Raw genomic sequence first — 21,081 nt, 5'->3', positions numbered from 1 at the left:
GCGCGAGGCCGTCGTGTATGATCGAATGGGTGTTCGATGTCCTGCTCGCGCACGCGTTCGCGGCGTTCTTAGCCCCTGCGCTTGTCGCGCGTTGGGGGCGGCAGGCGTTCTTGGCGCTCGCATTCGTCCCCGCCGCGAGCTTGGCCTGGGTGCTGTCCGCGACCCGAGGCGGACAGGTCGAGCTGCGAGAACACCACACCTGGATACCCCAAGCCGCGATGGACGTGGACCTGATGCTCGACCCGCTCGGGGTCATCATGTGCCTGCCCGTGCTGGGGGTCGGCGCGGTGGTCCTGGCCTATTGCTCCCGCTACTTCGCCCCGGACGAGCCGAAACTCGGCGCCCTCGCGGGCCAGCTCACCGGATTCGCCGGCGTCATGTTCGGCCTCATCGTCAGCGACAACACGCTGCTGCTGTTCATGTTCTGGGAGATCACCAGCGTTCTCTCGTACCTGCTGGTCGGCCATCAGGGGCATAAGCTCGTCGCCCGCCGAGCGGCGCTGCGCGCGCTCAACATCACGACCCTCGGCGGCCTCGCCATGCTCGTCGGCGTCATCATCCTCGGCGAACAGACGGGAAGCTACCTGCTGTCCGAGATGCTCCGCCATCCCGTCGGCGGAGCCCTCGGTCAGACGGGGGTCGCCCTCGTGCTCGTCGGGGCGTTCACGAAATCGGCGCTGGTGCCCTGGCACCTGTGGCTGCCCGGCGCGATGGCGGCGCCGACCCCGGTCAGCGCCTACCTGCACGCCGCGGCAATGGTCAAAGCCGGGGTGTACTTGGTGGCGAGGCTGGCCCCCGCGTATGCCCACGCCCCGGTGTGGCATTGGATGGTCCTGCCGTTCGGCCTCGCCACGGCGCTCTTGGGCGGCTGGCGCGCGCTTCGCGCCTGGGACGCGAAGCTCGTGCTGGCGTTTTCCACGATCAGCCAGCTCGGGCTCATGACCATGCTCGTCGGCTCCGACAGCGAGGCGTCCCGAGCGGCGGGCCTGGTGATGCTGCTCGCCCACTCGCTCTTCAAGGCGGCGCTGTTCATGACAGTCGGCGGCGTCGACCGCACGGCAGGCAGCCGCCACCTGCCCAAACTCTCCCGCATGGGCCCGAGGGCGGCGCCGCTCGTCGCGGCGGCGGCGCTGGCGGGGGCTTCTATGGCGGCTTTGCCGCCTTTTTTGGGTTTCGTCGGCAAACACGCGGCATTCGACTCCTTGCTCACCGAGCACGCCCCGGTCTGGGAACTCGCCCCGCTCGCCCTGCTCGAAGTCGCGGCGGCGGCGCTCACCACGGGGTACAGCCTGCGACTGAGCTGGGGGCTCTACGCCCACAAGCGCGGAGCCGAACCCGCCCTGCGCCCCGCTGTCGCACTCTGGGCCCCGCCAGCCATTCTGGCCCTGCTGGGCCTTGTCGCGTCGTTCACGCTGCCCATGTGGTCCTGGATCGTCAACGCCGCCGCCGTCGGGCCCGTCTTCGGGGGCGACGCGCAGACCGGCCCGAGCGAACTGACCGCGTTCGGACAGCTCGGCGCGGGCGCGGCACTGGTCGCGGTGGCTCTGGTGATCGGCTGCGGACTGTTCGCCGTCAATCCCAACCTGCCGAAGTCGCGCCGGCGCCTCGGCAACGCCGACGAAGTCTACGACGAGATCATGCGCCTCCTGTCCGCGCTCGCGCTGCGCGTGACGGCGTTCGTCCAACGAGGCTCGCTGCCGATCGCCCAGGCCACCACCCTCACGGTGCTCACCGTCTTCCCGCTCGCCATGCTTTTCTCCGGACCGAGGAACCCGATCAAATGGCATCCCTACGACTCGCCCTTCCAGCTCGTCGTCGCTGTCATGATGATGATCGGGGCGGTGGCGGCGGTGGCGTTGACGCACAGGATCGGGGCGGTGCTCGCCGCCGGGGTCACCGGATACGGCTGCGGGGTGCTGTTCTCCCTGCACGGCGCCCCGGATCTCGCGCTCACCCAATTTCTCGTCGAGACGCTCACCCTCGTCGTCTTCACGCTCGTGCTGCGCAAGTTCGACGCGCGGACGAACGAGCCGATCCCGGTGTTCTCGTACGCCGTGCGCATAGTGTTCTCCTTGGCGGTCGGCGGCGCGCTGTCGCTCCTCGCGCTGTTCGCCATCAGCGCGCGAGGCGCGGGAGCGCCTGCCCTGGCGGGTTCGCTCGCCGCAGAAGGGCTCGCGCGCGCCCACGGCAGCAACACCGTGAACGTCATCATCGTGGACATCCGCGCCTGGGACACTTTCGGCGAGATCTCCGTCCTGCTCGTCGCGGCCACCGGCGTCGCGTCGCTGGTCTTCGTGAACCGCCGATACGGGTCCCTCCCCCGGCTGGCGCAGGCCCCGGCGCAGGCGGGCAAACAGGTGAGCTGGTTGCGCTCCAGCGAGTTCACCGACCCGAGGCAGCGCTCGATCATCCTGGAGATCGCGACCCGGATGGTCTTCCCCACGATCATGACCCTCTCCGTGTATTTCTTCTTCAGCGGCCACAACGCGCCCGGCGGCGGCTTCGCCGGGGGCCTGGTCGCCGGGCTCGCGCTGGTGCTGCGATATCTCGCGGGCGGTCGTTATGAGCTCGGCGAGACACTGCCGGTCGAGGCCGGGAAAATCCTGGGTGCGGGCCTCGCCCTCACCGCGGCCACGGCCGCGGGCTCGGTCCTCGTCGGCCTGCCCGCGCTCTCCAGCGCCAGCGTCGCGCTCGACCTCCCCGTCCTCGGGGCGCTGCGGCTGAACACCTCGAGCCTTTTCGACCTGGGCGTCTATTTGATCGTCGTCGGCATGGTCCTCGACATTTTGCGCAGCCTCGGCGCCCGCCTCGACGAGGGCGACGACGTGGACGCGGAACAGCCGGGGGCGCGCCCCTCCCCAGCCGCCGGAGCAGGACGGCCCGCATGAGCGCGAACATGACGCTGGTGGTCCTCATCGGCCTGCTCGGAGCCACCGGGGTGAATCTGCTCCTGCGCCGCACCCTGACCAAGATGTTGATCGGCACGATCCTGCTCGGCAACGCGGTGAACTTGCTCATTCTTGCCGCTGGCGGGCCCTCCGGGGCTCCGCCGATCGTGGGAGCGGCCCCCGGCGAGCCGACCGCCGACCCCTTGGCGCAAGCGATGATTCTGACCGCCATCGTCATCTCCCTCGGCGTCGCGGCGTTCGTCCTCGCCCTCGCCTACCGCTCCTACCGGTTGCAAACCGACGAGGACGTGGACGACGACGTCGAAGACGAGAGCGTGGCCCAGCGCGCGGAGTTCGACGGCGAGGCAGAGCCGGACGACGAGCCGGCGAAGGTGGACGTGGGCGACACGGAAGGCCAGCTTCGCACATGAACCTCGCGCAAGTGCTCGTCCCGGCTCCCGTCATCGTGCCGATGGCCGGAGCCGCCGGAACGCTCATCCTCAGCCGAAGGCCCAGACTCGCCCTGCTCACAGCTTCCAGCACGCTCATCGCGACCCTGGCCGCCAGCGTCGGCCTGCTCTTCCTCGTGGACACGCGGGGCGAACAGCGCGTCTTTCTCGGCGGATGGGGCAAGACGGCGCATTCCCCGGGGCCGCTCGGCGTCGAGCTGAGCGGCGACCGCCTCAGCGCGCTCATGCTCGTGGTCTCGGCCTGCGTGCTCTTCGCGGTGTTGGTGTACGCGGTGAGCCAGGGCGTTCGGGACGGAGACGGGAACGAACCGGTCTCGATCTTCTTGCCGACGTACCTGGCGCTGACCGCCGGGGTGTGCGACGCGTTCTTGGCCCACGACATCTTCAACCTCTACGTGGGCTTCGAGGTGCTCCTCGCGTCGAGCTACGTGCTTTTGACCATCGGCGGCGGCGGAGCGCGGATCAGAGCCGGGATCTCCTACGTGATGGTCTCCATCCTTTCCTCGACGGTCTTCCTCATTGGGATCGCGCTGATCTACGCCACGACCGGATCGCTCAACTTCGACCAGGTCGGAGCGTCGCTGCAGAACGCTCCCAGCGGCCTGCGCTCAGCGCTCTTCGCTGTTCTGCTCGTGGCGTTCGGCGTGAAATCCGCCATTTTCCCGCTGTCCGCGTGGCTGCCCGACTCCTACCCGACCGCGCCCGCGCCGGTGACCGCGGTCTTCGCGGGGTTGCTGACCAAGGTGGGCGTGTACGCCATCATCCGCGCGCACACGCTGCTCTTCCCCGGAGCCGGGCTCGACGCCGTGCTGCTCGTCGCGGCGCTCGGCACGATGGTCATCGGCATTCTTGGCGCGCTCGCCCAGTCCGACATGAAACGGGTCCTGTCCTTCACGCTGGTGAGCCACATCGGCTACCTCGTGTTCGGCGTCGCCCTGTCCACCCCGCAAGGGCTTGCGGGAACGGTGTACTACGTGGCGCACCACATCTTGGTGCAGACGACGCTCTTCCTTGTGGTCGGGCTCATCGAACGGCAAGCGGGGGCCTCCTCGCTGCGCCGTCTCGGCGGCCTCGGAGCCGCAAGCCCCCTGCTCGCCGCGCTGTTCCTGATCCCGGCGCTCAACTTGGCCGGAATCCCCCCCTTCTCCGGCTTCATCGGCAAACTCGTCCTCACCCAGGCCGCCGTGGCCCACGGGGGAGCCCTCGCCTGGATTCTCATCGCGGGCGGCATGGTCACAAGCCTGCTCACCTTGTACACGATCATGCGCGTGTGGAACCTCGCCTTTTGGCGGCGGCGCGAGGACGCGCCGGAAGGCGAGCTCTCGAACGCCGCCCCGCCGACGATGAGCAGCGAACTCGTGGACATCGCGTACGCGGACCGCGCGGACGTCGGGCGGATGCCGTACGGCATGGTCGGCTCGACCATCGCCTTGGTGGTCCTCGGGCTCGGGCTCGCCTTCGCGGCGGGGCCGATCCTCGGCATCGCCGAACGCGCCGCGGTGGAGACCAGGGGTGCCCCATGAGCAGGCTCGGCAGCAAAGAACAAATCCGTGAACTGGTCGTGCGGGGCGGCGCGATCATCTGGCTGATCGTGGTGTGGGTCTTGCTGTGGGGCGAGGCGACGCCGCTCATCGTCGGCTCGGGCGTGCTCGTGTCCGTGTCGGTGATCGTTTTCCTGCCGCTGCCAAGAGTGCCAGTCGGCACACGGGTCCGACTCGGCTCCCTGTTCGTGCTGTGCTTGCTCATCGCCAGAGACCTGGTGGTCTCAAGCTTCCAGGTGGCCTGGTACGCCGTCCGGCCCGCTGGAGCCCCGCCCAGCGGCATCCAATGGGTGAAGTTGCGCATGAGCTCGGACCTCGTGCTGACGCTCGCGATTTTGGCGCTCACCCTGATCCCCGGCACTGTGGTGTTGGCGATCGACCGGGTGCATCGCCGGGTCCAGGTCCACCTCATCCCGTCCCGCAATGAGGCGGACGTGAAGAAGTTCGAAGCCCAAACAGCGGCCCTGGAGCGGTGGTTCAGCCGCGCCTTCGAACAAGGCAAAGGCAAATGATGGATTGGTTGTGGATCTCCTCAGCGGTTTTGCTCTGCGCGGCCGCGCTGCTCACCACCTGGAAGGTCGCCTTCGGGCCCAAGACGCTCGACCGGCTCGTCTCCGTTGACACGTTGGTGGCGGTGGTCATGTGCGCGTTGAACGGGTGGGCGGCGTACAGCATGGACTCGACGGTGGTCTACGGGACGACGGCGCTCTCGTTATTGGGTTTCATCGGCTCGCTCAGCGTGGTGCGCTTCCGCGTGAAAGACAAACGGAGGAGATCCTGATGGACCTCGCCGCCGCCCTCTTCATCTTCGCGGGTTCCGTCCTCGCGCTCACCGCCGCGCTGGGCATCGTGCGCTTCCCGGACACGTTGACGAGGATGCACGCCGCGGCCAAACCGCAGGCGCTCGGGCTTGTCCTCAGTTGCGTCGGGGCCGCGATCCGGCTCCGGCACAGCATCGACCTCGGCATGCTCGTGCTCATCGCGCTCTTCGCCCTGCTGACTTCGCCCGTTCTCGCGCACCTGATCGGCAGGCTCGCCTATCGGGAGCTGCTCGAGGACCAAGCCGCGCTGCAAGCGCGGCAAAAACTCTGACAAGGCCCCCTCGCCCGGCGACGGCGCAAATCTGATGGAAAAACGTCAGCCAAGTGCGCTATGAATGAGGGCATGGCGCAAACCACACCTGGTGTCAGGGCTCTCGTGCGACTGTGGCCGTACGTCCGGCCCTACGCGGGCCGGATCGGCCTCTCCTTAGGTCTGGTGCTGCTCTCCGTGCTCACCAGCGTGTGCATCCCGCTGATGGTCAAACATGTGGTGGACGGCCCGATCGCTCGCAACGACACGCGGGGGCTTGTGTGGCCCATCGTGGTTGTGTCGGCGTTGGGGCTTGTGGACGCGGGTGCGATCTGGGGCCGTCGCCGCGTCGGAGCGCGCCCCTCCGCCGAGTTGGAGACCAGCATGCGGGCCCGAGTGTTCGCCCATGCGCAGCGGCTCGCGATCGGGGAGCACGCCGAATGGGACTCCGGGCAATTGCTCTCGCGCGGCGTGGAGGACCTGCGCCAGTTGCGCCGCTTCGCCGCCTTCTTCGGCCCGTTCTTCATCGTGAACACTGTCGCCATCGTGGCGACCACCGCCACGATGCTCGTCTTGTGCTGGCCGCTGGGCGTCATCCTCATCGTCTGCGAAGTGCCGATGCTGGTGGCCACGAGCAAGCTCGAACGCTCCTGGCGCCGCGTCTCCAGGCAGGTGCAAGACCTCGTCGGCGACATCACCACGACCGTCGAGGAGTCGGTGCTCGGCGTCCGAGTGCTCAAAGCGTTCGGCGCGGGGCCGGGCTTCATCGCCCGGTACCGCGCGCAAGCCGACGAACTTCGCGCGCTCGAACTGCGCGAGACGCGGCTGAAGGCGTCGCTGTGGATGGTCAGCGGCGCCACGCCGGTGTTCACCGTCACCGCGATGCTGCTCGTGAGCGGCTGGGGCGTGGCGAAAGGGCAATGGACGCTCGGCACGCTCGTCGCCGCGATTTCCTTGGTCATGTATTTGAATTGGCCGCTCACCTCCATCGCGCTGCTGCTCGGCGACCTGTTCAGCACCGTGAACGCGGCAGTCCGGCACTGGGAGCTCATGGACCGGCCGGTCTCGGTCACCGACCCGATCCGCCCGCGCGCCTTGCCGCAGCCGGTGCGGGGCGAACTCGCCTTCGAACATGTCGGCTTCACCTACCCGGACGCGAAGGCTCCGGTGCTCACCGATGTGTCGCTGCAACTACGGCCCGGTGAAATCCTCGCCCTGGTCGGCCCGACCGGGTCGGGCAAGAGCACGCTCGCGAATCTCGTGCCCCGACTGCTCGACGTCACGTCGGGGCGGATCACCCTCGATGGCGTGGACATCCGCGAGCTGCGACTCGCGGACCTGCGCGCGCAGATCGCTGTGGCCTTCGAAGAGCCTGTGCTCTTCTCCGCGAGCGTGCGTGAGAACGTCGCCCTCGGACAGCCCGACGCCACCGACGGCGCGGTCGCCGACGCGCTCGAGATCGCCTCTGCCGCTGAGTTCGTCGCGAAACTTCCGTGGGGGGCCAGCACCCGCGTCGGCGAACAAGGGCTCAGCCTCTCCGGGGGCCAACGCCAGCGTCTGGCCCTCGCGCGATCCGTCCTCGGCCAACCGAAGGTGCTCGTGCTCGACGATCCGCTCTCCGCGCTGGACGTGGACACCGAGGCGCAGGTCCAAGCGAAGCTTCGCCGGGCCGTCCAGGACAGCGAGGGCGCGCAGGGCGCCGCCGCGCCAGAGACACGCCCCTGGGCGCCGACCACATTGCTCGTTGCGCATCGCCCTTCCACCGCGGCCCTCGCCGACCGGGTGGCGCTGCTCTGGGACGGACGTGTGGAAGCCGTCGGGTCCCATGAGGAACTGCTGGCCGCCTCCGAGCGCTACCGCCACGTCATGGGCGCGATCAGGGAGCAAGCCGATGTCTGAGCAGGATTGGCGGGGAGTCGCGAACGAGGACGAGGACCCGGACAAAAAAGGCAACTTGGTCCTTGCCCGGCGCTCGCGGGCGCTGCTTGTGGACCTGACGCGCCCGCACGCGGGCAAACTCTGGACGCTCGGCGCGCTCGTTGTGGCCGACAACGCGTGCTTCGTGCTGATCCCGCTCGTGGTCGCGTACGGACTGGACAAGGGGATCGGCCAGGCCGCGCAGAGCGCTGGGGCTCCTGCCGCGCAGATGCTCGGCGTGCGCGTCGGCGGGGGATGGGCCGCGCTGGCCTTCGCGGTGGCGGCGCTGCTGCTGCTGGCGCTGTTCGGCGCGTGGCTCAACTACGCGTCGCAGACAAGGGCGGCGGCACTGGCCCAATCGATACTGCTTGAGCTGCGAACCAGAGTGTTCACCCATGCGCAGCGCCTCTCCGTCGCCTTCCACGAGCGCTACACGTCCGGCAAGGTGATCGCTCGGCTCGGCAATGACATGGACACGCTCATGGAGTTTCTCAGCGGCTCAGTCGTCGAGTCCATGAACGCCGCGCTGTCCCTGGTGAGCATGACCCTGATCCTGTTCTGGCTCGACGTGCCGCTCGCGCTCGTCGGCCTCGCCGGGTTCGTCCCCATGGTCGTGATGACCCGGCGCTCCGGCAGGCTCCAGCGGATTTCGCAGCGCCGGGCCCGTCGGGCCATCGCGAGGGTCATCACGCATTATGTGGACGCGATGAGCGGCATCCGGGCCGTGCAGTCGTACCGAAGGGAGCAGCGCAACGAGGAGATCCTCGCGGCCGAAAGCGCCGAATACCAGGCCACCACGGTCGAGGCGACCGTGAACATGGCGAACTACATCGGCTTTTCCCGGCTGGTCGACAACCTTTCGACGGTCGCGGTGCTGCTGGTCGGCAGTTGGCGCGTGATCCACGGCGAGATCCAAGTCGGCGTGCTCGCTGCGTTCTTGATGTATCTGCGCAACTTTTATGAGCCGCTGGAGACGTTGGCCCAGGTTTTCAACATGTACCAATCGGCGGCCTCCGCGTTGGAGAAGATCTCCGGGGTGCTCGAAGAGCGCCCCGCCGTCCCGGAGCCTGAACACCCGGTCGTTCCGGCGAACGACGAGGGCGGCGTCGTCTTGGACCGCGTGACGTTCTCGTATTCGCCGCAGGGTCCGCCGGTCCTGCCCGACTGCTCGCTGTCCATCGCGCCGGGGCAGGTGGTCGCGATGGTCGGGGAGACAGGGGCGGGGAAGTCCACTATCGCCAAGCTCATCGCCCGGTTCTACGACCCGACTTCGGGGTCGGTGCGCCTCGACGGGGTGGACCTGCGGGACATCGCGGACGCGGAACTGCGCAAACGGATCGTCATGGTGACGCAGGAGCCGTACCTGTTCTCGGGAACCGTCTTGGAGAACATCCGACTCGGCAAGGCGGACGCGGAGCTCGCCGAGGTCATCGCCGCCGCGCGGGCAGTCGGGGCGGACGAGTTCATCAGCGCGCTGCCCGAGGGGTATCACACGTGCGTGCAGAAGCGCGGCGACCGGCTCTCCGCCGGGGAACGCCAGCTCGTGGCGTTCGCCAGGGTTTTCCTGGCGGCGCCGAAAGTCATCGTGCTCGACGAGGCCACCGCGAGCCTCGACATCCCGAGCGAACGAGTGGTGCAGCGGGCCTTGGGCGCGCTGCTCGACGGGCGCACTGCGATCATCGTGGCGCACCGGCTCTCCACCGTGGAAATCGCGGACCGTGTGCTCGTGGTCGGCGAAGGGAGAATTCTGGAAGACGGCCCGCCCGCCGAACTGCTGCGCGGGCAAGGGGGCGCAGAAGGCTCCCCCACCGGCTATTTCGCGCAGCTGCACACCGCCTGGCAGCGCTCTCTGGCCTAAAGCCTCGCGCGTGTCCTGCGCGGATTGGGCCTGGCGAGGATTGGCTCCGCGCGGACCCTGGGGATTCTGCTCTGCGAGGATTTCCCACGAGCACTTCCTACGGTCTTGTATCATTGGGGCATGCGCGTGTTCCGGGCCGACACAATGCCCCCTTGGTGGCTGGGGGCGCTCAGCGCGCTCGGGCTCGGGGCCGCTGTCGCCTCGGCGGACTTCCCGATGTCGCGGCGTGAGCGGTTCCTCGCCCGCGCGGCGCGCATCGCGGGCTCCGCGGCATGCGCGGGCGCGGGCGCGGAGCAACTTCGGCGCGCAGCCTCGCTGCCGCCCCCGATCCCGATCTCCCAGCGAGCAGGCGCGGCCATCGCATGCGCGGCCTCACTCAGCACCACCCCGTTGATCGGCGAGCGCTGCGTCGACAAAGCCGCTCGGGCGCTCTCCGCCCGAGGGGCGAGCTGGCCCAGGGCGCGACTCGGCGCGCTCATCGCCGCCACAGCGCTGCTCGGCGAACTGTTGCAACGTTTCCCGGCCCCGCCGACCCCGAAGACCCCGCCGCCCAGGCGGCGGCTCGTGCGGCCAAACCCCGGAACAATAATACGCAACTAGTTTCATAGACACTTTGTTGCATATCATCACTGGGCGCGCTACCCTGAGACGATGGCCCTCGAACACGCCCTGCTCGTCTCGCTCGCCGAACGTCCGAGCACGGGCTACGACCTGGCCAGGCGGTTCGACAAATCCATTTCCTTCTTCTGGTCGGCCTCGCACCAGCAGATCTACCGCACCCTGCAACGGATCGTCGCGGCCGAATGGGCCACCTGCGAAGTCGTGCGGCAAAACGGGAAACCCGACAAAAAGGTCTACTCCATCTCTGAAGAAGGCAAAGCCGAACTCGCGAAATGGGTGAACAAACCCAGCTCGGGGCCGATCCTGCGCTGGGAGCTGCCCGTCAAACTGCGCGGCCTCGCCCACGGCGACCCGGACGTCCTCGTCAAAGACCTGCGCGCGCACCGCGAGCAGGCCGTCCGCACGCTCGCGCATTACCGGGACAGCGAAGCCAGGCACTTCCCCGCAGCCCCGCTCACCGGAGCCCCGCTGTACCAGCGCCTCGTGCTCGAAGCCGGAATCCGACAGGCCGAAGCCCTCATCGCGTGGCTCGACGAGGCCGCCGCCGCGCTCGAACCACACAGCCCCCAGCCCTCCGAAGACGCCATCTGATCGCCCGCCCGCCACGACCGCCCCGCCACGACTAGGAGACAGCGATGAACACCAGCATCCGCCGCCCTGCCGCCGAACAACCGGCGCTCCCCTACCCGAACCTGCTCTCCGAGCTGGACCTGGGCCGCACCAGACTGAAGAACCGCGTGGTCATGGGCTCTATGCACACCGGGTACGAGGACTACCCCTGGATGATCGACAAACTCGCCGCGTACTACGGCGAGCGCGCGGCGGGCGGCGTCGGGCTCATCGTCACCGGCGGCTACGCGCCGAACTACCTGGGCTCCACCGTGCCGCTGTTCGGCCAGTTCACCACGAAGCTCGTCGCGAAGTCGCACCGGAAAATCACCGACGCCGTGCACGAGCACGGCGCGAAGATCCTCCTGCAAATCCTGCACACCGGCCGCTACGCCTTCCACCCGCTCGCTGTCTCGGCCTCTGCCACGAGCGCCCCGACGACCCCGTTCCGGGCTTGGAAGATGCCGGGCTGGCTGATCCGCAGCACCATCCGCGATTACGCCAGGGCCGCGAAGCTCGCCAAAGCCGCGGGCTACGACGGGATCGAGGTCATGGGCGGCGAGGGCTACCTCATCAACCAGTTCCTCGCCCCGCTCACCAACAAGCGGACCGACGAATGGGGTGGCACGCCGCAGAAGCGCCGCCGCTTCCCCGTCGAGATCACCAGGCAGATCCGCGCGGCGGTCGGGCCCGATTTCATCCTCCAGTTCCGCATCTCCTTGGTGGACTACGTCCCAGAAGGGCAAACGTGGGAGGAGATCGTGGCGCTCGCCAAAGAGCTCGAGGAAGCGGGCGTGGACATCTTCAACACCGACATCGGCTGGCACGAGGCGCGGGTGCCGACCATCGTCACCTCGGTGCCCTCCGGAGCTTTCGTCGAGTACACCCATGCGCTCGCCCAACAGGTGGACGTCCCGGTCATCGCGTCGAACCGGATCAATATGCCCGAAGCCGCCGAGCAGATCCTCGCCGAAACCGACGTGGACCTGATCTCCATGGCGCGTCCGCTGCTGGCCGACCCGAACTGGGTGAACAAGGCGAAGGCGGGCCAGTCCGACCTCATCAACACCTGCATCGCCTGCAACCAGGCCTGCCTGGACCACGCCTTCGCGCACAAGACTGTCTCATGCCTGCTCAACCCGCGCGCAGGGCGGGAGACGCAGTTGCAGCTCCTGCCGACCCGCAAAGCCAAAAAGGTGGCCGTGGTGGGCGCTGGACCCGCGGGCCTGGCGACTGCGGTCTCCCTCGCCGAACGAGGGCACAGCGTGACCCTCATCGAGGGCGACGACCGCATCGGCGGGCAGTTCCTCATCGCCAGCAAAATCCCCGGCAAGGAGGAATTCCGGCACACGCTGCGCTACTTCCAGAAGCAGTTGGAGCACCACAAGGTGCAGGTGCGGTTGAACACGAGGATCACCGCGGCGCAGCTGTCCGCCGAGGGCTTCGACGACGTGGTGGTGGCCACCGGCGTCGCTCCGCGGATGCCCAGGATCCCCGGCGTCGAGCATCCTATGGTGCTCTCCTACGCCGACGTGGTCAAAGAGGGCAAACCCGTCGGCAAACGGGTCGCGGTGATCGGGGCCGGCGGCATCGGCTTCGACGTGAGCGAATTCCTCACCACCGAGGATTCCCCGACCTTGCACCTGAAGGAGTGGCGCCAGGAGTGGGGGGTTTCCGACCCTGTCGATCCCGCCAGGGGCGGGCCTCGGGGCGGGATCGTCGCGCCGAAACCCGGCCCTTCGCCCCGCGAGGTGTATCTGCTCGCCCGGACCCCGGGCCCGCTGGGGAGGAAACTCGGCAAAACCAGCGGCTGGGTCCATCGGGCCGCGATCAAGGCGAAGAAGGTCGTGCAGCTGTCCGGCGTGAATTACGAGAAGATCGACGACCAGGGGCTGCACATCACCTTCGGCGAAGAGCACAAAGACCCTCGGGTGCTCGAAGTCGACAACGTCGTCATCTGCGCAGGCCAAGAGTCGCAGCGCGGCTTGTACGACGAGTTGGTCGCCAAGGGCGTCCGGGCGCACGTCGTCGGCGGGGCGCTGCTGGCGGGCGAGTTGGACGCGAAACGCGCGATCCGGCAAGGGACCGAGCTCGCCGCGGCCTTGTGATCGCCCAGCGGCACGCGCGCGGCGGCGCAACGCGGCTCTCGTCGTAGAATGGGTCTGATTTGATCTGCTAAGGAGCCTCATGCCACTGCCGCCGCCTGCCCCAGGGCAACCCGCTGTCATCACTGGAGCCTCGGACGGCATCGGCAAAGCCATCGCTTTCGAACTCGCCGCGCTCGGGCGCCCGGTGCTGCTGGTGGCCCGCCGCGGCGAGCTGCTCGAAAAGACGGCCGAGCAGATCCGCGCCCGGCACGGCGTGGACGCGCAGATCCGCGCAGTGGACCTGGTGGACAGAGACGCGCGCCGGAAGTTCCTCGACGAGCTGGCCGAGATGGACGTGTCGGTCCTGGTCAGCAATGCGGGCGTGGTGACGGCGGGCCTGTGGCACGGCAGACTCGACCCGGCGCTCGAGCGCGCCGAAGTGGAGCTCAACGTCGTGGCCGCCTACGAGGTCGTCCTGGCCGCGCTGCCGAAGATGCTCGAACGCGGCTCCGGCGGCGTCGTCGTCACCGGTTCGATCGCGGGCAACGGCCCCGCGCCGATCACCACGACGTACTCGGCGACGAAGGCGTTCCTGAACACCTTCGCCGAAAGCCTGCACTTCGACGTGCGCGGACGTGGCGTCAATGTGACCCTGCTCGCCCCTGGCGTCGTCCACACCGGACTGCTCACCGGCCCGCTGACGCGCGTGCCGGGCTTCCTGTGCGCCACCGCGGAACAAACCGCCAAGGCCGCGGTCGAGGGCGTGGCGCGCAACAAGCTCCGGGTGGCCCCCATCGCCGCGCACAAGGTCCAGTCCGCGCTCGCGAACTACCTCCCGAGGCCGCTGTGGGCGAGGGCCATGTACCGCTTTTACGGAGGCAAGTGAGCATGGGCGACACGAAAGACCGTTTGCTGTGGGTGGACTGCGAGATGACCGGGCTGCGCCCCGGCTTCGACCAGCTCATCGAGATCGCCGCCCTGGTCACCGACGGCGAGCTGAACATCATCGACGACGGGATCGACCTGGTGATCCACGCCGAGGAGGACAAACTCGCCCAGATGGACGAGTACGTGACGAATATGCACGCGAGCTCCGGGCTCACCGAAGCCGTGCGCGCCTCCGAGCTGTCCCTCGCCGAAGCCGAGGAGCGCGTGCTCGCCTACGTCAAAGAACGCTTCCCCGCCCCGCGCACCGCCATCCTGGCGGGGAACTCCATCGCCACCGACCGGTCTTTCCTGGCGAAAGACATGCCGGAGCTCGACGCGTGGCTGCACTACCGCATGGTGGACGTGAGCACGATCAAAGAGCTGTCGCGGCGCTGGTATCCGAGGATTTACTTCAACCAACCCGAAAAAGGGCTCGCCCACCGGGCGCTCGCGGACATTGTCGAATCGGTGCGCGAGCTGCGCTACTACCGGTCCACAGCATTCGTCGCGCAACCAGGCCCCAGCAGCGAGGAAATCGAATCGGTCGTCAAAGAGCTGACAACGGGCTGAGCCGCCCGGAACTGTTCTGCCCTGTCGGGATTGAACTCTTCGCAATGCGGAACGTGCTGCAGGAGCACTCTGGTGTGAGCCTGAGCTGGAGCAGGTCACCCTGCGGACAAGAGAGTCGAGAGGCGGACGCGGTGCCGCTGCATGGAAAATGGCTACCGCCGCCCCCTGCTTTCAGCCCGAACAGCACAAGCTGGTCGCGTTCTCGAGTTGTTTCGCCAAGAACCTTGTGACAGAAAACTCCGGGCAGCCTCCCCACGTTGTCTGATGTTCTCGTTATCCTGGTACTAGGCCATCGTTCTTAGAGCGATGCCTGTCCGCCTTCGACCCCGCCTCGGCGGGGTCGATGTGCTTCACGGGCACCAGCACAAACGGTGCCGAACCCTCGGCATGTAAAGAGAACACAGCATTTCATTCGTCTCAATCGCCCTGGGGTCTTTATCTCTGCCGCTGTGCACCCGGAAGTTGAGGTACGCGACGAGATCTGCTAATTGCAACAATCGGCTGAAGTTCGAAGGCGCGAAGTGAATCGTGTCGGCTATCCAGTTCAGTTTTCGCGCCCGATATCCAGACGTGCTCGCACGTTGATAATGCCAAAGGTGCCCTTGATGGGTTTTGTGCTCCTTCGCATCGGCAATCTCATCCGCGACAACCAGGATCGGAGCCTGGCGGCCCTCTCCGTGTTCATCCAGCCGTTCGAGTAGATGCCCAAGCACAACCACATGCGGATGCACTACTTTGCTATATCTCTGTCTCTGCCGTTCTCGGTCAATCCCTCGAATAAAAATCTGCACCTCAGGGAAACTCTCAAAAACAGCAAGCGCGTCTCGGTACACTCGAATTCTCGCACGCAGCCTGCCTGCCAAGGGCGCCCAATGCCCCTTACCTTGAAAGAGCTCGTAGCCATGCAGCTCTGCATTTTCATCTTCTAAAGGAAAATCACGAACAGCAGCAGCAACAACCTCGTCAAGCGCGACAGAAAGCGGAATGACGCAGTCCGAGGGGCAGGCTACCGCCACAATCCAGTAAACCCGCTCGTCATATGACTCGTCCAAATATGCCAGGAACACCGCATAAGCATAATTTTCCCAAGGGAAATTGTGGCACACGACACGATCAGAGCAGGCTCACGCCCACGTCCAGGCCCGGCAACGGCCCAACGTCCGAGGGCGACGGCTTCGCGCCCGCCGCCGCGAACCCGGCTCCGAACGCCGCGATCATCGCGCCGTTGTCGGTGCACAACCTCGGCCTCGGCACCCGCAGCTCGATCCCCTCTGCCGCGCACCGCTGTTGCGCGAGCCCCCGAATCCGGCTGTTCGCGCACGCGCCGCCGCCGAGCACCAGGGTGCTCGCGCCGTGCTCTTTCGCGGCGGCGACGGCCTTCGCGGTGAGCACGTCCGCGGCCGCCTCTTGGAACCCCGCTGCCACGTCGGCTTTTTCCGCGTCCGGGTGGGCCTGCAGGTAGCGGATGACCGCCGTTTTCAGCCCCGAGAACGAGAAGTCGTACCGCGCGTCCTTCGGCCCGGTCATCGGGCGCGGGAACCGCACCGCGTCCGGGTCGCCGGTTTGCGCGAGCGCGTCCACCACCGGCCCGCCGGGGTAGCCGAGCCCCAAAAGCCGCGCGACTTTGTCGAACGCCTCCCCCGCCGCGTCGTCCACGGTGGCTCCGAGCTCCACCAGCGGCTCGACCATGCTGTGCGCCTTGAGGATCTGGGTGTGCCCGCCGGACACCAACAGCGCCACAGCGGGCGGCAACGGCCCGTGCTCGATCTGGTCGACCGCGATGTGGCCGCCGAGATGGTTCACCGCGTACAGCGGCACACCCCAGGCGAGGGCGTATGCCTTGGCCGAAGCCACCCCGACCGACAACGGGCCGACCAGGCCGGGGCCGACGGTCACGGCCACGGCGTCGGGTTTGTCGATCTGCGCGGCGCGCAGCGCGCGGCGCACGGTCGGGCGCATCGCCTCCAAATGCGCGCGGGCTGCGATCTCGGGCACGACGCCGCCGAACCGGACATGTTCCCGCACACTGGACGCGACCTCGTCGGCGAGCAAGGTCAGCGCCCCGTCGGACTCGACCCGCACGATCCCGGCGCCGGTCTCGTCGCAGCTGGACTCGATCCCCAGAACGATCACGCGCCACCGCCGAATTCCGCGGGGCGGCGCATCACCACCGCGTCTTTGCCGACGCGGCGGTAGTAGTTCTTGCGCACCGAGACTTTTTCGAACCCTTCCGCGGTGTAGAGCGCGATGGCGGGCTCGTTGTCCACGCGGACCTCCAAGAAAACATCACGTCCCTCTGCTTCGTAGAGCAGCGCGCCCAGCAACGCCCTGCCCGCGCCGGTGCGCTGCACAACCGGGTCCACACCGATGGTGATGACTTCGGCGGCGTCGGCGAGCAGCGCCACCCCGGCGAAGCCGAGGACGGCCCCTTGCAGATCCCGCGCCGCGAAATACCGCGTGTGGGCTGCCTTCAGGTCGCCCTGGAACATCGCGAGCGTCCACGGCCCCTCCTGTTGGAACAGCAGCTGGTCGATCTCGACGACGCGAGGCAGATCGACCTCTCTGAGCGCGTCCACAGTCGCCCACGCGGTCATGCGGTCAGATTCCTTGCCACAGCAGGGGCGGCCGGGGGCTTGGCGTCGGGCGCTCGCAAGTACAGCGGCGCCAGGGGGCCCGGCGCGGCCCCCGAAAGCAGTTCCTGGGCGATGGCGGCGGCAAGGCCGCATGGGGACGGCGCCGCGACCGGGGACCTCGGCACGTCCTGCAACGCTGTGCCGTCCAACAGGCGCGTCGCCCCGGCGGCGAGCTGCGGGACGCAGCCGTCGAGCAGTTCGGGCAGTTCGGCTGGCGGGCACACCCCCAGCGGGCCGATCCGACGCGCGCCGAGGTAGCGGGCCCAAAACACCTCGCGGCGTTTCGCGTCCGCGACGACGAGCAGGTCTTGCTCGTCGGGGGCAGCGCGCGAGACGTCGTGCGCGACGGCGTCGAGGCCGCACACCCCGTGCACCGGCAGCCCCGCCGCGTCGCCGTACGCGGCGGCGGTCGCGATCCCGATCCGCAGGCCGGTGTACGGGCCGGGGCCGAGCCCGACGACAACGGCCTGCACCGCGCCTGCCTGCCCGTGCCGCTCGCGTGCCTCGCGAAGCCGACGTTCGAGCATCGGCGCCAGTTGTTCGACGTGGACATTGCCCGGAACCCGCTCCTCGCCCAGCGTGCGCCACCCGGTTCCGCCAGGCGGCCAGAACACGAGCCCGACGGACGAGTCCGAGGTCGATGTGTCGAGAGTCAGCGCAAGCATGGCTGCTCAAGTGTAGCGGCCCGAATGGAGCGGCCCAGCTCGGTCATGGTCGCCACCACCAGCTGATTCTGCGCACGTCGGTCTCCCAGTCGGGCTCGATCCGAACTTCGAGCGCGCGAGAGCCCAGCCCTTCGGCGTGCCCTTCGCCCCATTCGACGACGACCACCCCGGCCGCGAGGGCGTCTTCCAGCTCCAACGCCTGGAATTCGGCGTGCCCGCCGAGCCGCTGCGCGTCCACATGGGCCAGCGCGAGACCGCCCTGGGCAGGGGGGTGGGTGTGCACAATGACGAAACTCGGCGACTGCACCCTGCCGCTGACGCCGAGCCCGTGCGCGATGCCTCGGGTCAGCGTGGTCTTCCCCGCGCCCATCGGGCCGACGAGCACCACCACGTCGCCGGCGCGCAGCTGCGCGGCCAGCTCGTGACCGAGGGAAAATGTTTCGTGCGCAGTCGCGAGAACGCGCTCGGACGGCTCAGGCATGATGGGTATGGCGCAGTTGGTCGACGGGCTCGCGTTGGTGGATGTGGCGCAGTTGCACGCGGCCGCGCAGCTGGGTGACGATCTCGTAGTTGATGGTGCCCGCCGCCCGCGCCCAGTCGTCGGCCGTCTGCTCCCCGTCGGAGCCCGGCCCGAACAGGACCGCGGTGTCGCCCTCGCGCACCTTCGGCTCGCCCGGCCCGAGATCGACGAGCACTTGGTCCATGCAGACCCGGCCCACCCCCGGATAACGCCGCCCGCCGATGGACACCTCGAATTTTCCCGCGAGCGCGCGTTGCAGCCCGTCCGCGTAACCGATGGGCAAAAGCGCCAGTGTCGTGTCGGACGCGGCGACGAAGTCGTGCCCGTAGGAGACGCCGTCGCCTGCGTGGATCCGTTTGGTCAACCCGACCCGCGCCGTCAAAGTCATCGCCGGGATGAGCCCGAAATCCCGGCCCATAATGGGGGAAAGCCCGTACACCGCGACGCCGGGACGGGTCGCGTTGAACACAGGCAGCTCATTGACCAGTGCTTTCGGCCGGGTGAGCACTGCGGGGGAATTGGCGAGGTGCACCAGTTCGGGGGCCAAACCCGCCGCGCGGGCGAACGAGACGGCTTCGCGCAGGCTCCTCGCCTGTTCGGCGTTGGTGCGGTATTCGGGCCGGTCGGCGTTGGCGAGGTGGCTGAACACCCCGCGCACCTGCACCGCCCCGGCCGCCTCCGCGTTCGCGAGATCGGCGAAGGCCTTGCGCCACTCTCCGCGCGCGAAGCCCCCTCGGTTCAAGCCCGTGTCCACCTTCACCGCGACGACGGCGAGCTGGTCGGCCCGCAGAGCCGCCTCGGCCACAGCGCGCACCTGCGACGAAGTGGAAACGCCCAGCTCGATCCCCGAAGCGATCGCCTCGGCGAACACGGCGACGGCCTCGTCTGGGTCGAAGGCGTGCAGCCATGCGATGATCGGGGCTTCGATCCCGCCTTGACGCAGCTCGAATGCCTCGGCCAGGGTCGCGACGCCGATCTGAGCCGCGCCAGCGGCAAGGGCGGTCCGCGCCACCGGCACAGCGCCATGCCCGTAGGCATTGGCTTTGAGCACCGCGATGACCTGAGCCGGGGCCGAAGCCTGGGCGAGCAGCCGGACATTGTGCGCGATGGCATGATGGTCGACCGTCGCCTGCACCGCGGGGATCATGGGTATGACCCTATCGCGTTGCCATCGCCTGTCCGCCCCGCGGCCCGCACGCTGGGAGTCCGCCGCGCAAGCCCGCTCGCGCGCGCGGAGCGGATGGCGTCGGGAATGCGCGCGGCGAGCGCGCTGGCGGTGATCGGGGCTCCGGGCTCGGCGCCCGCGGCGAGGGCCGCGGCGCGACTGTGGATCGCAGCGGCGACAGGGGCCGCGTGCTCGGCGGCCGCCGAGGCGAGCAATGCGCCGATCATGCCGGAAAGCACATCGCCCGAGCCCGCAGTGGCCGCCCAAGAATTCCCCGCGATGTTCACCAGAACCTGCCCGCCCGGCTCCGCGATGATCGTGACGTGGCCTTTGAGCAGCACTGTCGCCCCGCACTCGGTCGCCAACGCCGCTGCGGCAGCCGCCCGGTCGGCACCGACCGGGCGGCCCGCGAACGCTTCGAACTCCCGCTCGTGCGGGGTGACGACCGTCGGCGCGGACCGGCGTTTGATCGCGTCGGGGACCAGGCGCAGCGCGCTGGCGTCCGCGACGACCGGCAGATCCGTGGCCAGCGCGCGCAACAGCAGCGCGCGCGTGGACTCGTCCGCGCCCGGGCCGAGAACCCAGGCGTTCACCCGTCCCGTCGATTCGACGTCCTCGCTCACCACAAGTTCCGGATGCACGGCGACGAGCGCTTTCGCGCCTGGGCCCACGGCTCGCACCATGCCCGAGGTCGTCGCCAGCGCCCCCGAGGCGCAGAGCGCCCCGGCTCCGGGGTATGTCGGCGATCCGGCGACGACGCCGAGCACGCCCTGCGTGTATTTGTCGTCCCCCGGTCCCGGCGCCGGCAGCAGAGCCGCGAGGCGCTCCTGCCCCAACGCGGTCAGGCCGCGCGCCCCGTCGAGCACGCCCAACGGGCCGAAACCGGCTTCCGGGTAACCGATGTCGACCAGTTCCAACCGGCCGCAGCGCCCAGGGTTGAGGGCATGGGCCTGTTTGAACACCCCCATCGCCACCGTCACATCCGCTGTGACGGCAGGCCCGGCCACCGCCCCGGTGTCCGGGTCGACGCCGCTCGGAAGGTCCACTGCGACGACCCGATGCCCGCTGGGCCTGCTGAAAATCTCCGCAGCGTGCCCGCGCAATGGCCCCTTCCCGGACAAACCGACCACCCCGTCCACCACAACGCCGCGTCCGGGCCCGCCGCCGAACGGGGCGGGCGCGTCGGGCACGTCGTCGACGAATTTCCCGCCAGCGCGGCGGAACGCGGCCAGGCCCGCAGGGTGCGCGCGCCGCGGGTTCAGCAGCAGCGCACGCACGTCCACGCCCCGGCGTTTGAGGAACGCCCCTGCCCAGAGCGCGTCAGCGCCATTGTCCCCGACGCCGACGACCAACCAAACCTTCTGGCCGACCGCGCCCCCGGCATGATCGCGCAGTTCGCGCAAAACCACCTGCGCCAGGCCGAACGCGGCGCGGCGCATCGGAACCCCAGGGGCGAGCGCTCGGATCAACGACTCGTCCGCCCGTTTGACCAGGGCCGCCGGATAATAAGAAGGCATCAGGGTCCACCCTAATCGGTCG

20 protein-coding genes are annotated in these 21,081 nt (G+C 68.5%); 13 read left to right on the top strand and 7 right to left on the bottom strand.

Annotated features, from left to right (window positions below; all coding sequences use genetic code 11):
- Positions 1–17 precede the first annotated feature (17 nt).
- The 13 genes from SROT_RS01865 (at position 18) to orn (ending at position 14,559) form a co-directional block, all read left to right on the top strand.
- Positions 18–2,888, top strand: a complete 2,871-nt coding sequence (locus SROT_RS01865) for a Na+/H+ antiporter subunit A (RefSeq protein ID WP_013137314.1) — start codon at positions 18–20, stop codon at positions 2,886–2,888.
- Positions 2,885–3,319, top strand: coding sequence for a Na(+)/H(+) antiporter subunit C (locus tag SROT_RS01860; protein ID WP_013137313.1), 435 nt, complete (start codon positions 2,885–2,887; stop codon positions 3,317–3,319). Before SROT_RS01865 ends, SROT_RS01860 begins: the two co-directional genes overlap by 4 nt.
- On the top strand, positions 3,316–4,881 hold the full coding sequence (locus SROT_RS01855) for a Na+/H+ antiporter subunit D (RefSeq protein WP_013137312.1): 1,566 nt from the start codon (positions 3,316–3,318) through the stop codon (positions 4,879–4,881). The genes SROT_RS01860 and SROT_RS01855 overlap by 4 nt, the downstream gene beginning before the upstream one ends.
- Positions 4,878–5,411, top strand: coding sequence for a Na+/H+ antiporter subunit E (locus SROT_RS01850; RefSeq protein ID WP_013137311.1), 534 nt, complete (start codon positions 4,878–4,880; stop codon positions 5,409–5,411). The genes SROT_RS01855 and SROT_RS01850 overlap by 4 nt, the downstream gene beginning before the upstream one ends.
- A complete protein-coding gene (locus tag SROT_RS01845) occupies positions 5,411–5,680 on the top strand; it encodes a monovalent cation/H+ antiporter complex subunit F (protein WP_013137310.1) in 270 nt (89 codons plus the stop codon). Before SROT_RS01850 ends, SROT_RS01845 begins: the two co-directional genes overlap by 1 nt.
- The gene (gene mnhG, locus SROT_RS01840) at positions 5,680–5,991 is read left to right on the top strand and encodes a monovalent cation/H(+) antiporter subunit G (RefSeq protein WP_013137309.1); all 312 of its coding nucleotides are present in this window, start codon (positions 5,680–5,682) and stop codon (positions 5,989–5,991) included. The genes SROT_RS01845 and mnhG overlap by 1 nt, the downstream gene beginning before the upstream one ends.
- Before the next feature lie 72 nt (positions 5,992–6,063).
- Positions 6,064–7,869, top strand: a complete 1,806-nt coding sequence (locus SROT_RS01835) for an ABC transporter ATP-binding protein (protein WP_245535335.1) — start codon at positions 6,064–6,066, stop codon at positions 7,867–7,869.
- Positions 7,862–9,745: an ABC transporter ATP-binding protein gene (locus SROT_RS01830; RefSeq protein ID WP_013137307.1), complete on the top strand. Its 1,884-nt coding sequence runs from the start codon at positions 7,862–7,864 to the stop codon at positions 9,743–9,745. The genes SROT_RS01835 and SROT_RS01830 overlap by 8 nt, the downstream gene beginning before the upstream one ends.
- Positions 9,746–9,865: 120 nt before the next feature.
- Positions 9,866–10,345, top strand: a complete 480-nt coding sequence (locus tag SROT_RS01825; RefSeq protein ID WP_013137306.1) for a hypothetical protein — start codon at positions 9,866–9,868, stop codon at positions 10,343–10,345.
- Between the two features lie 51 nt (positions 10,346–10,396).
- Entirely contained in the window at positions 10,397–10,957 is a 561-nt protein-coding gene (locus SROT_RS01820; protein WP_013137305.1) for a PadR family transcriptional regulator, read from the top strand.
- Between the two features lie 44 nt (positions 10,958–11,001).
- Positions 11,002–13,083, top strand: a complete 2,082-nt coding sequence (locus SROT_RS01815) for an NADPH-dependent 2,4-dienoyl-CoA reductase (RefSeq protein WP_013137304.1) — start codon at positions 11,002–11,004, stop codon at positions 13,081–13,083.
- A gap of 79 nt (positions 13,084–13,162) precedes the next feature.
- On the top strand, positions 13,163–13,948 hold the full coding sequence (locus tag SROT_RS01810) for an SDR family NAD(P)-dependent oxidoreductase (RefSeq protein WP_013137303.1): 786 nt from the start codon (positions 13,163–13,165) through the stop codon (positions 13,946–13,948).
- A gap of 2 nt (positions 13,949–13,950) precedes the next feature.
- Positions 13,951–14,559, top strand: a complete 609-nt coding sequence (orn, locus tag SROT_RS01805) for an oligoribonuclease (protein ID WP_013137302.1) — start codon at positions 13,951–13,953, stop codon at positions 14,557–14,559.
- Positions 14,560–14,909: 350 nt separating this feature from the next.
- Here orn and SROT_RS15905 read toward each other — a convergent pair whose 3' ends face one another.
- The 7 genes from SROT_RS15905 to SROT_RS01775 are packed head-to-tail and all read right to left on the bottom strand — an operon-like array spanning position 14,910 to position 21,059.
- Positions 14,910–15,665 (bottom strand): DUF3800 domain-containing protein, encoded by a 756-nt coding sequence (locus tag SROT_RS15905; RefSeq protein ID WP_013137301.1) that lies wholly within the window; start codon positions 15,663–15,665, stop codon positions 14,910–14,912.
- 7 nt (positions 15,666–15,672) lie between these two features.
- Positions 15,673–16,692 (bottom strand): tRNA (adenosine(37)-N6)-threonylcarbamoyltransferase complex transferase subunit TsaD, encoded by a 1,020-nt coding sequence (gene tsaD, locus SROT_RS01800; protein WP_013137300.1) that lies wholly within the window; start codon positions 16,690–16,692, stop codon positions 15,673–15,675.
- Positions 16,689–17,153 carry a ribosomal protein S18-alanine N-acetyltransferase gene (gene rimI / locus SROT_RS01795; RefSeq protein ID WP_013137299.1) on the bottom strand — a complete coding sequence of 155 codons (465 nt, stop codon included), beginning with the start codon at positions 17,151–17,153 and terminating at the stop codon, positions 16,689–16,691. Before rimI ends, tsaD begins: the two co-directional genes overlap by 4 nt.
- Complete coding sequence (gene tsaB / locus SROT_RS01790; protein WP_013137298.1) at positions 17,150–17,857, bottom strand: tRNA (adenosine(37)-N6)-threonylcarbamoyltransferase complex dimerization subunit type 1 TsaB; 708 nt, start codon at positions 17,855–17,857, stop codon at positions 17,150–17,152. Before tsaB ends, rimI begins: the two co-directional genes overlap by 4 nt.
- A 43-nt stretch (positions 17,858–17,900) precedes the next feature.
- Positions 17,901–18,338, bottom strand: a complete 438-nt coding sequence (tsaE, locus tag SROT_RS01785) for a tRNA (adenosine(37)-N6)-threonylcarbamoyltransferase complex ATPase subunit type 1 TsaE (protein ID WP_013137297.1) — start codon at positions 18,336–18,338, stop codon at positions 17,901–17,903.
- Positions 18,331–19,524 (bottom strand): alanine racemase, encoded by a 1,194-nt coding sequence (alr, locus tag SROT_RS01780; protein ID WP_013137296.1) that lies wholly within the window; start codon positions 19,522–19,524, stop codon positions 18,331–18,333. Before alr ends, tsaE begins: the two co-directional genes overlap by 8 nt.
- Positions 19,521–21,059 carry an NAD(P)H-hydrate dehydratase gene (locus SROT_RS01775; RefSeq protein WP_013137295.1) on the bottom strand — a complete coding sequence of 513 codons (1,539 nt, stop codon included), beginning with the start codon at positions 21,057–21,059 and terminating at the stop codon, positions 19,521–19,523. Before SROT_RS01775 ends, alr begins: the two co-directional genes overlap by 4 nt.
- Positions 21,060–21,081: the final 22 nt, after the last annotated feature.

Source organism: Segniliparus rotundus DSM 44985 (genome assembly GCF_000092825.1).
Classification (GTDB): domain Bacteria; phylum Actinomycetota; class Actinomycetes; order Mycobacteriales; family Mycobacteriaceae; genus Segniliparus; species Segniliparus rotundus.
This window is presented reverse-complemented; position numbering and strand designations above follow the sequence as displayed.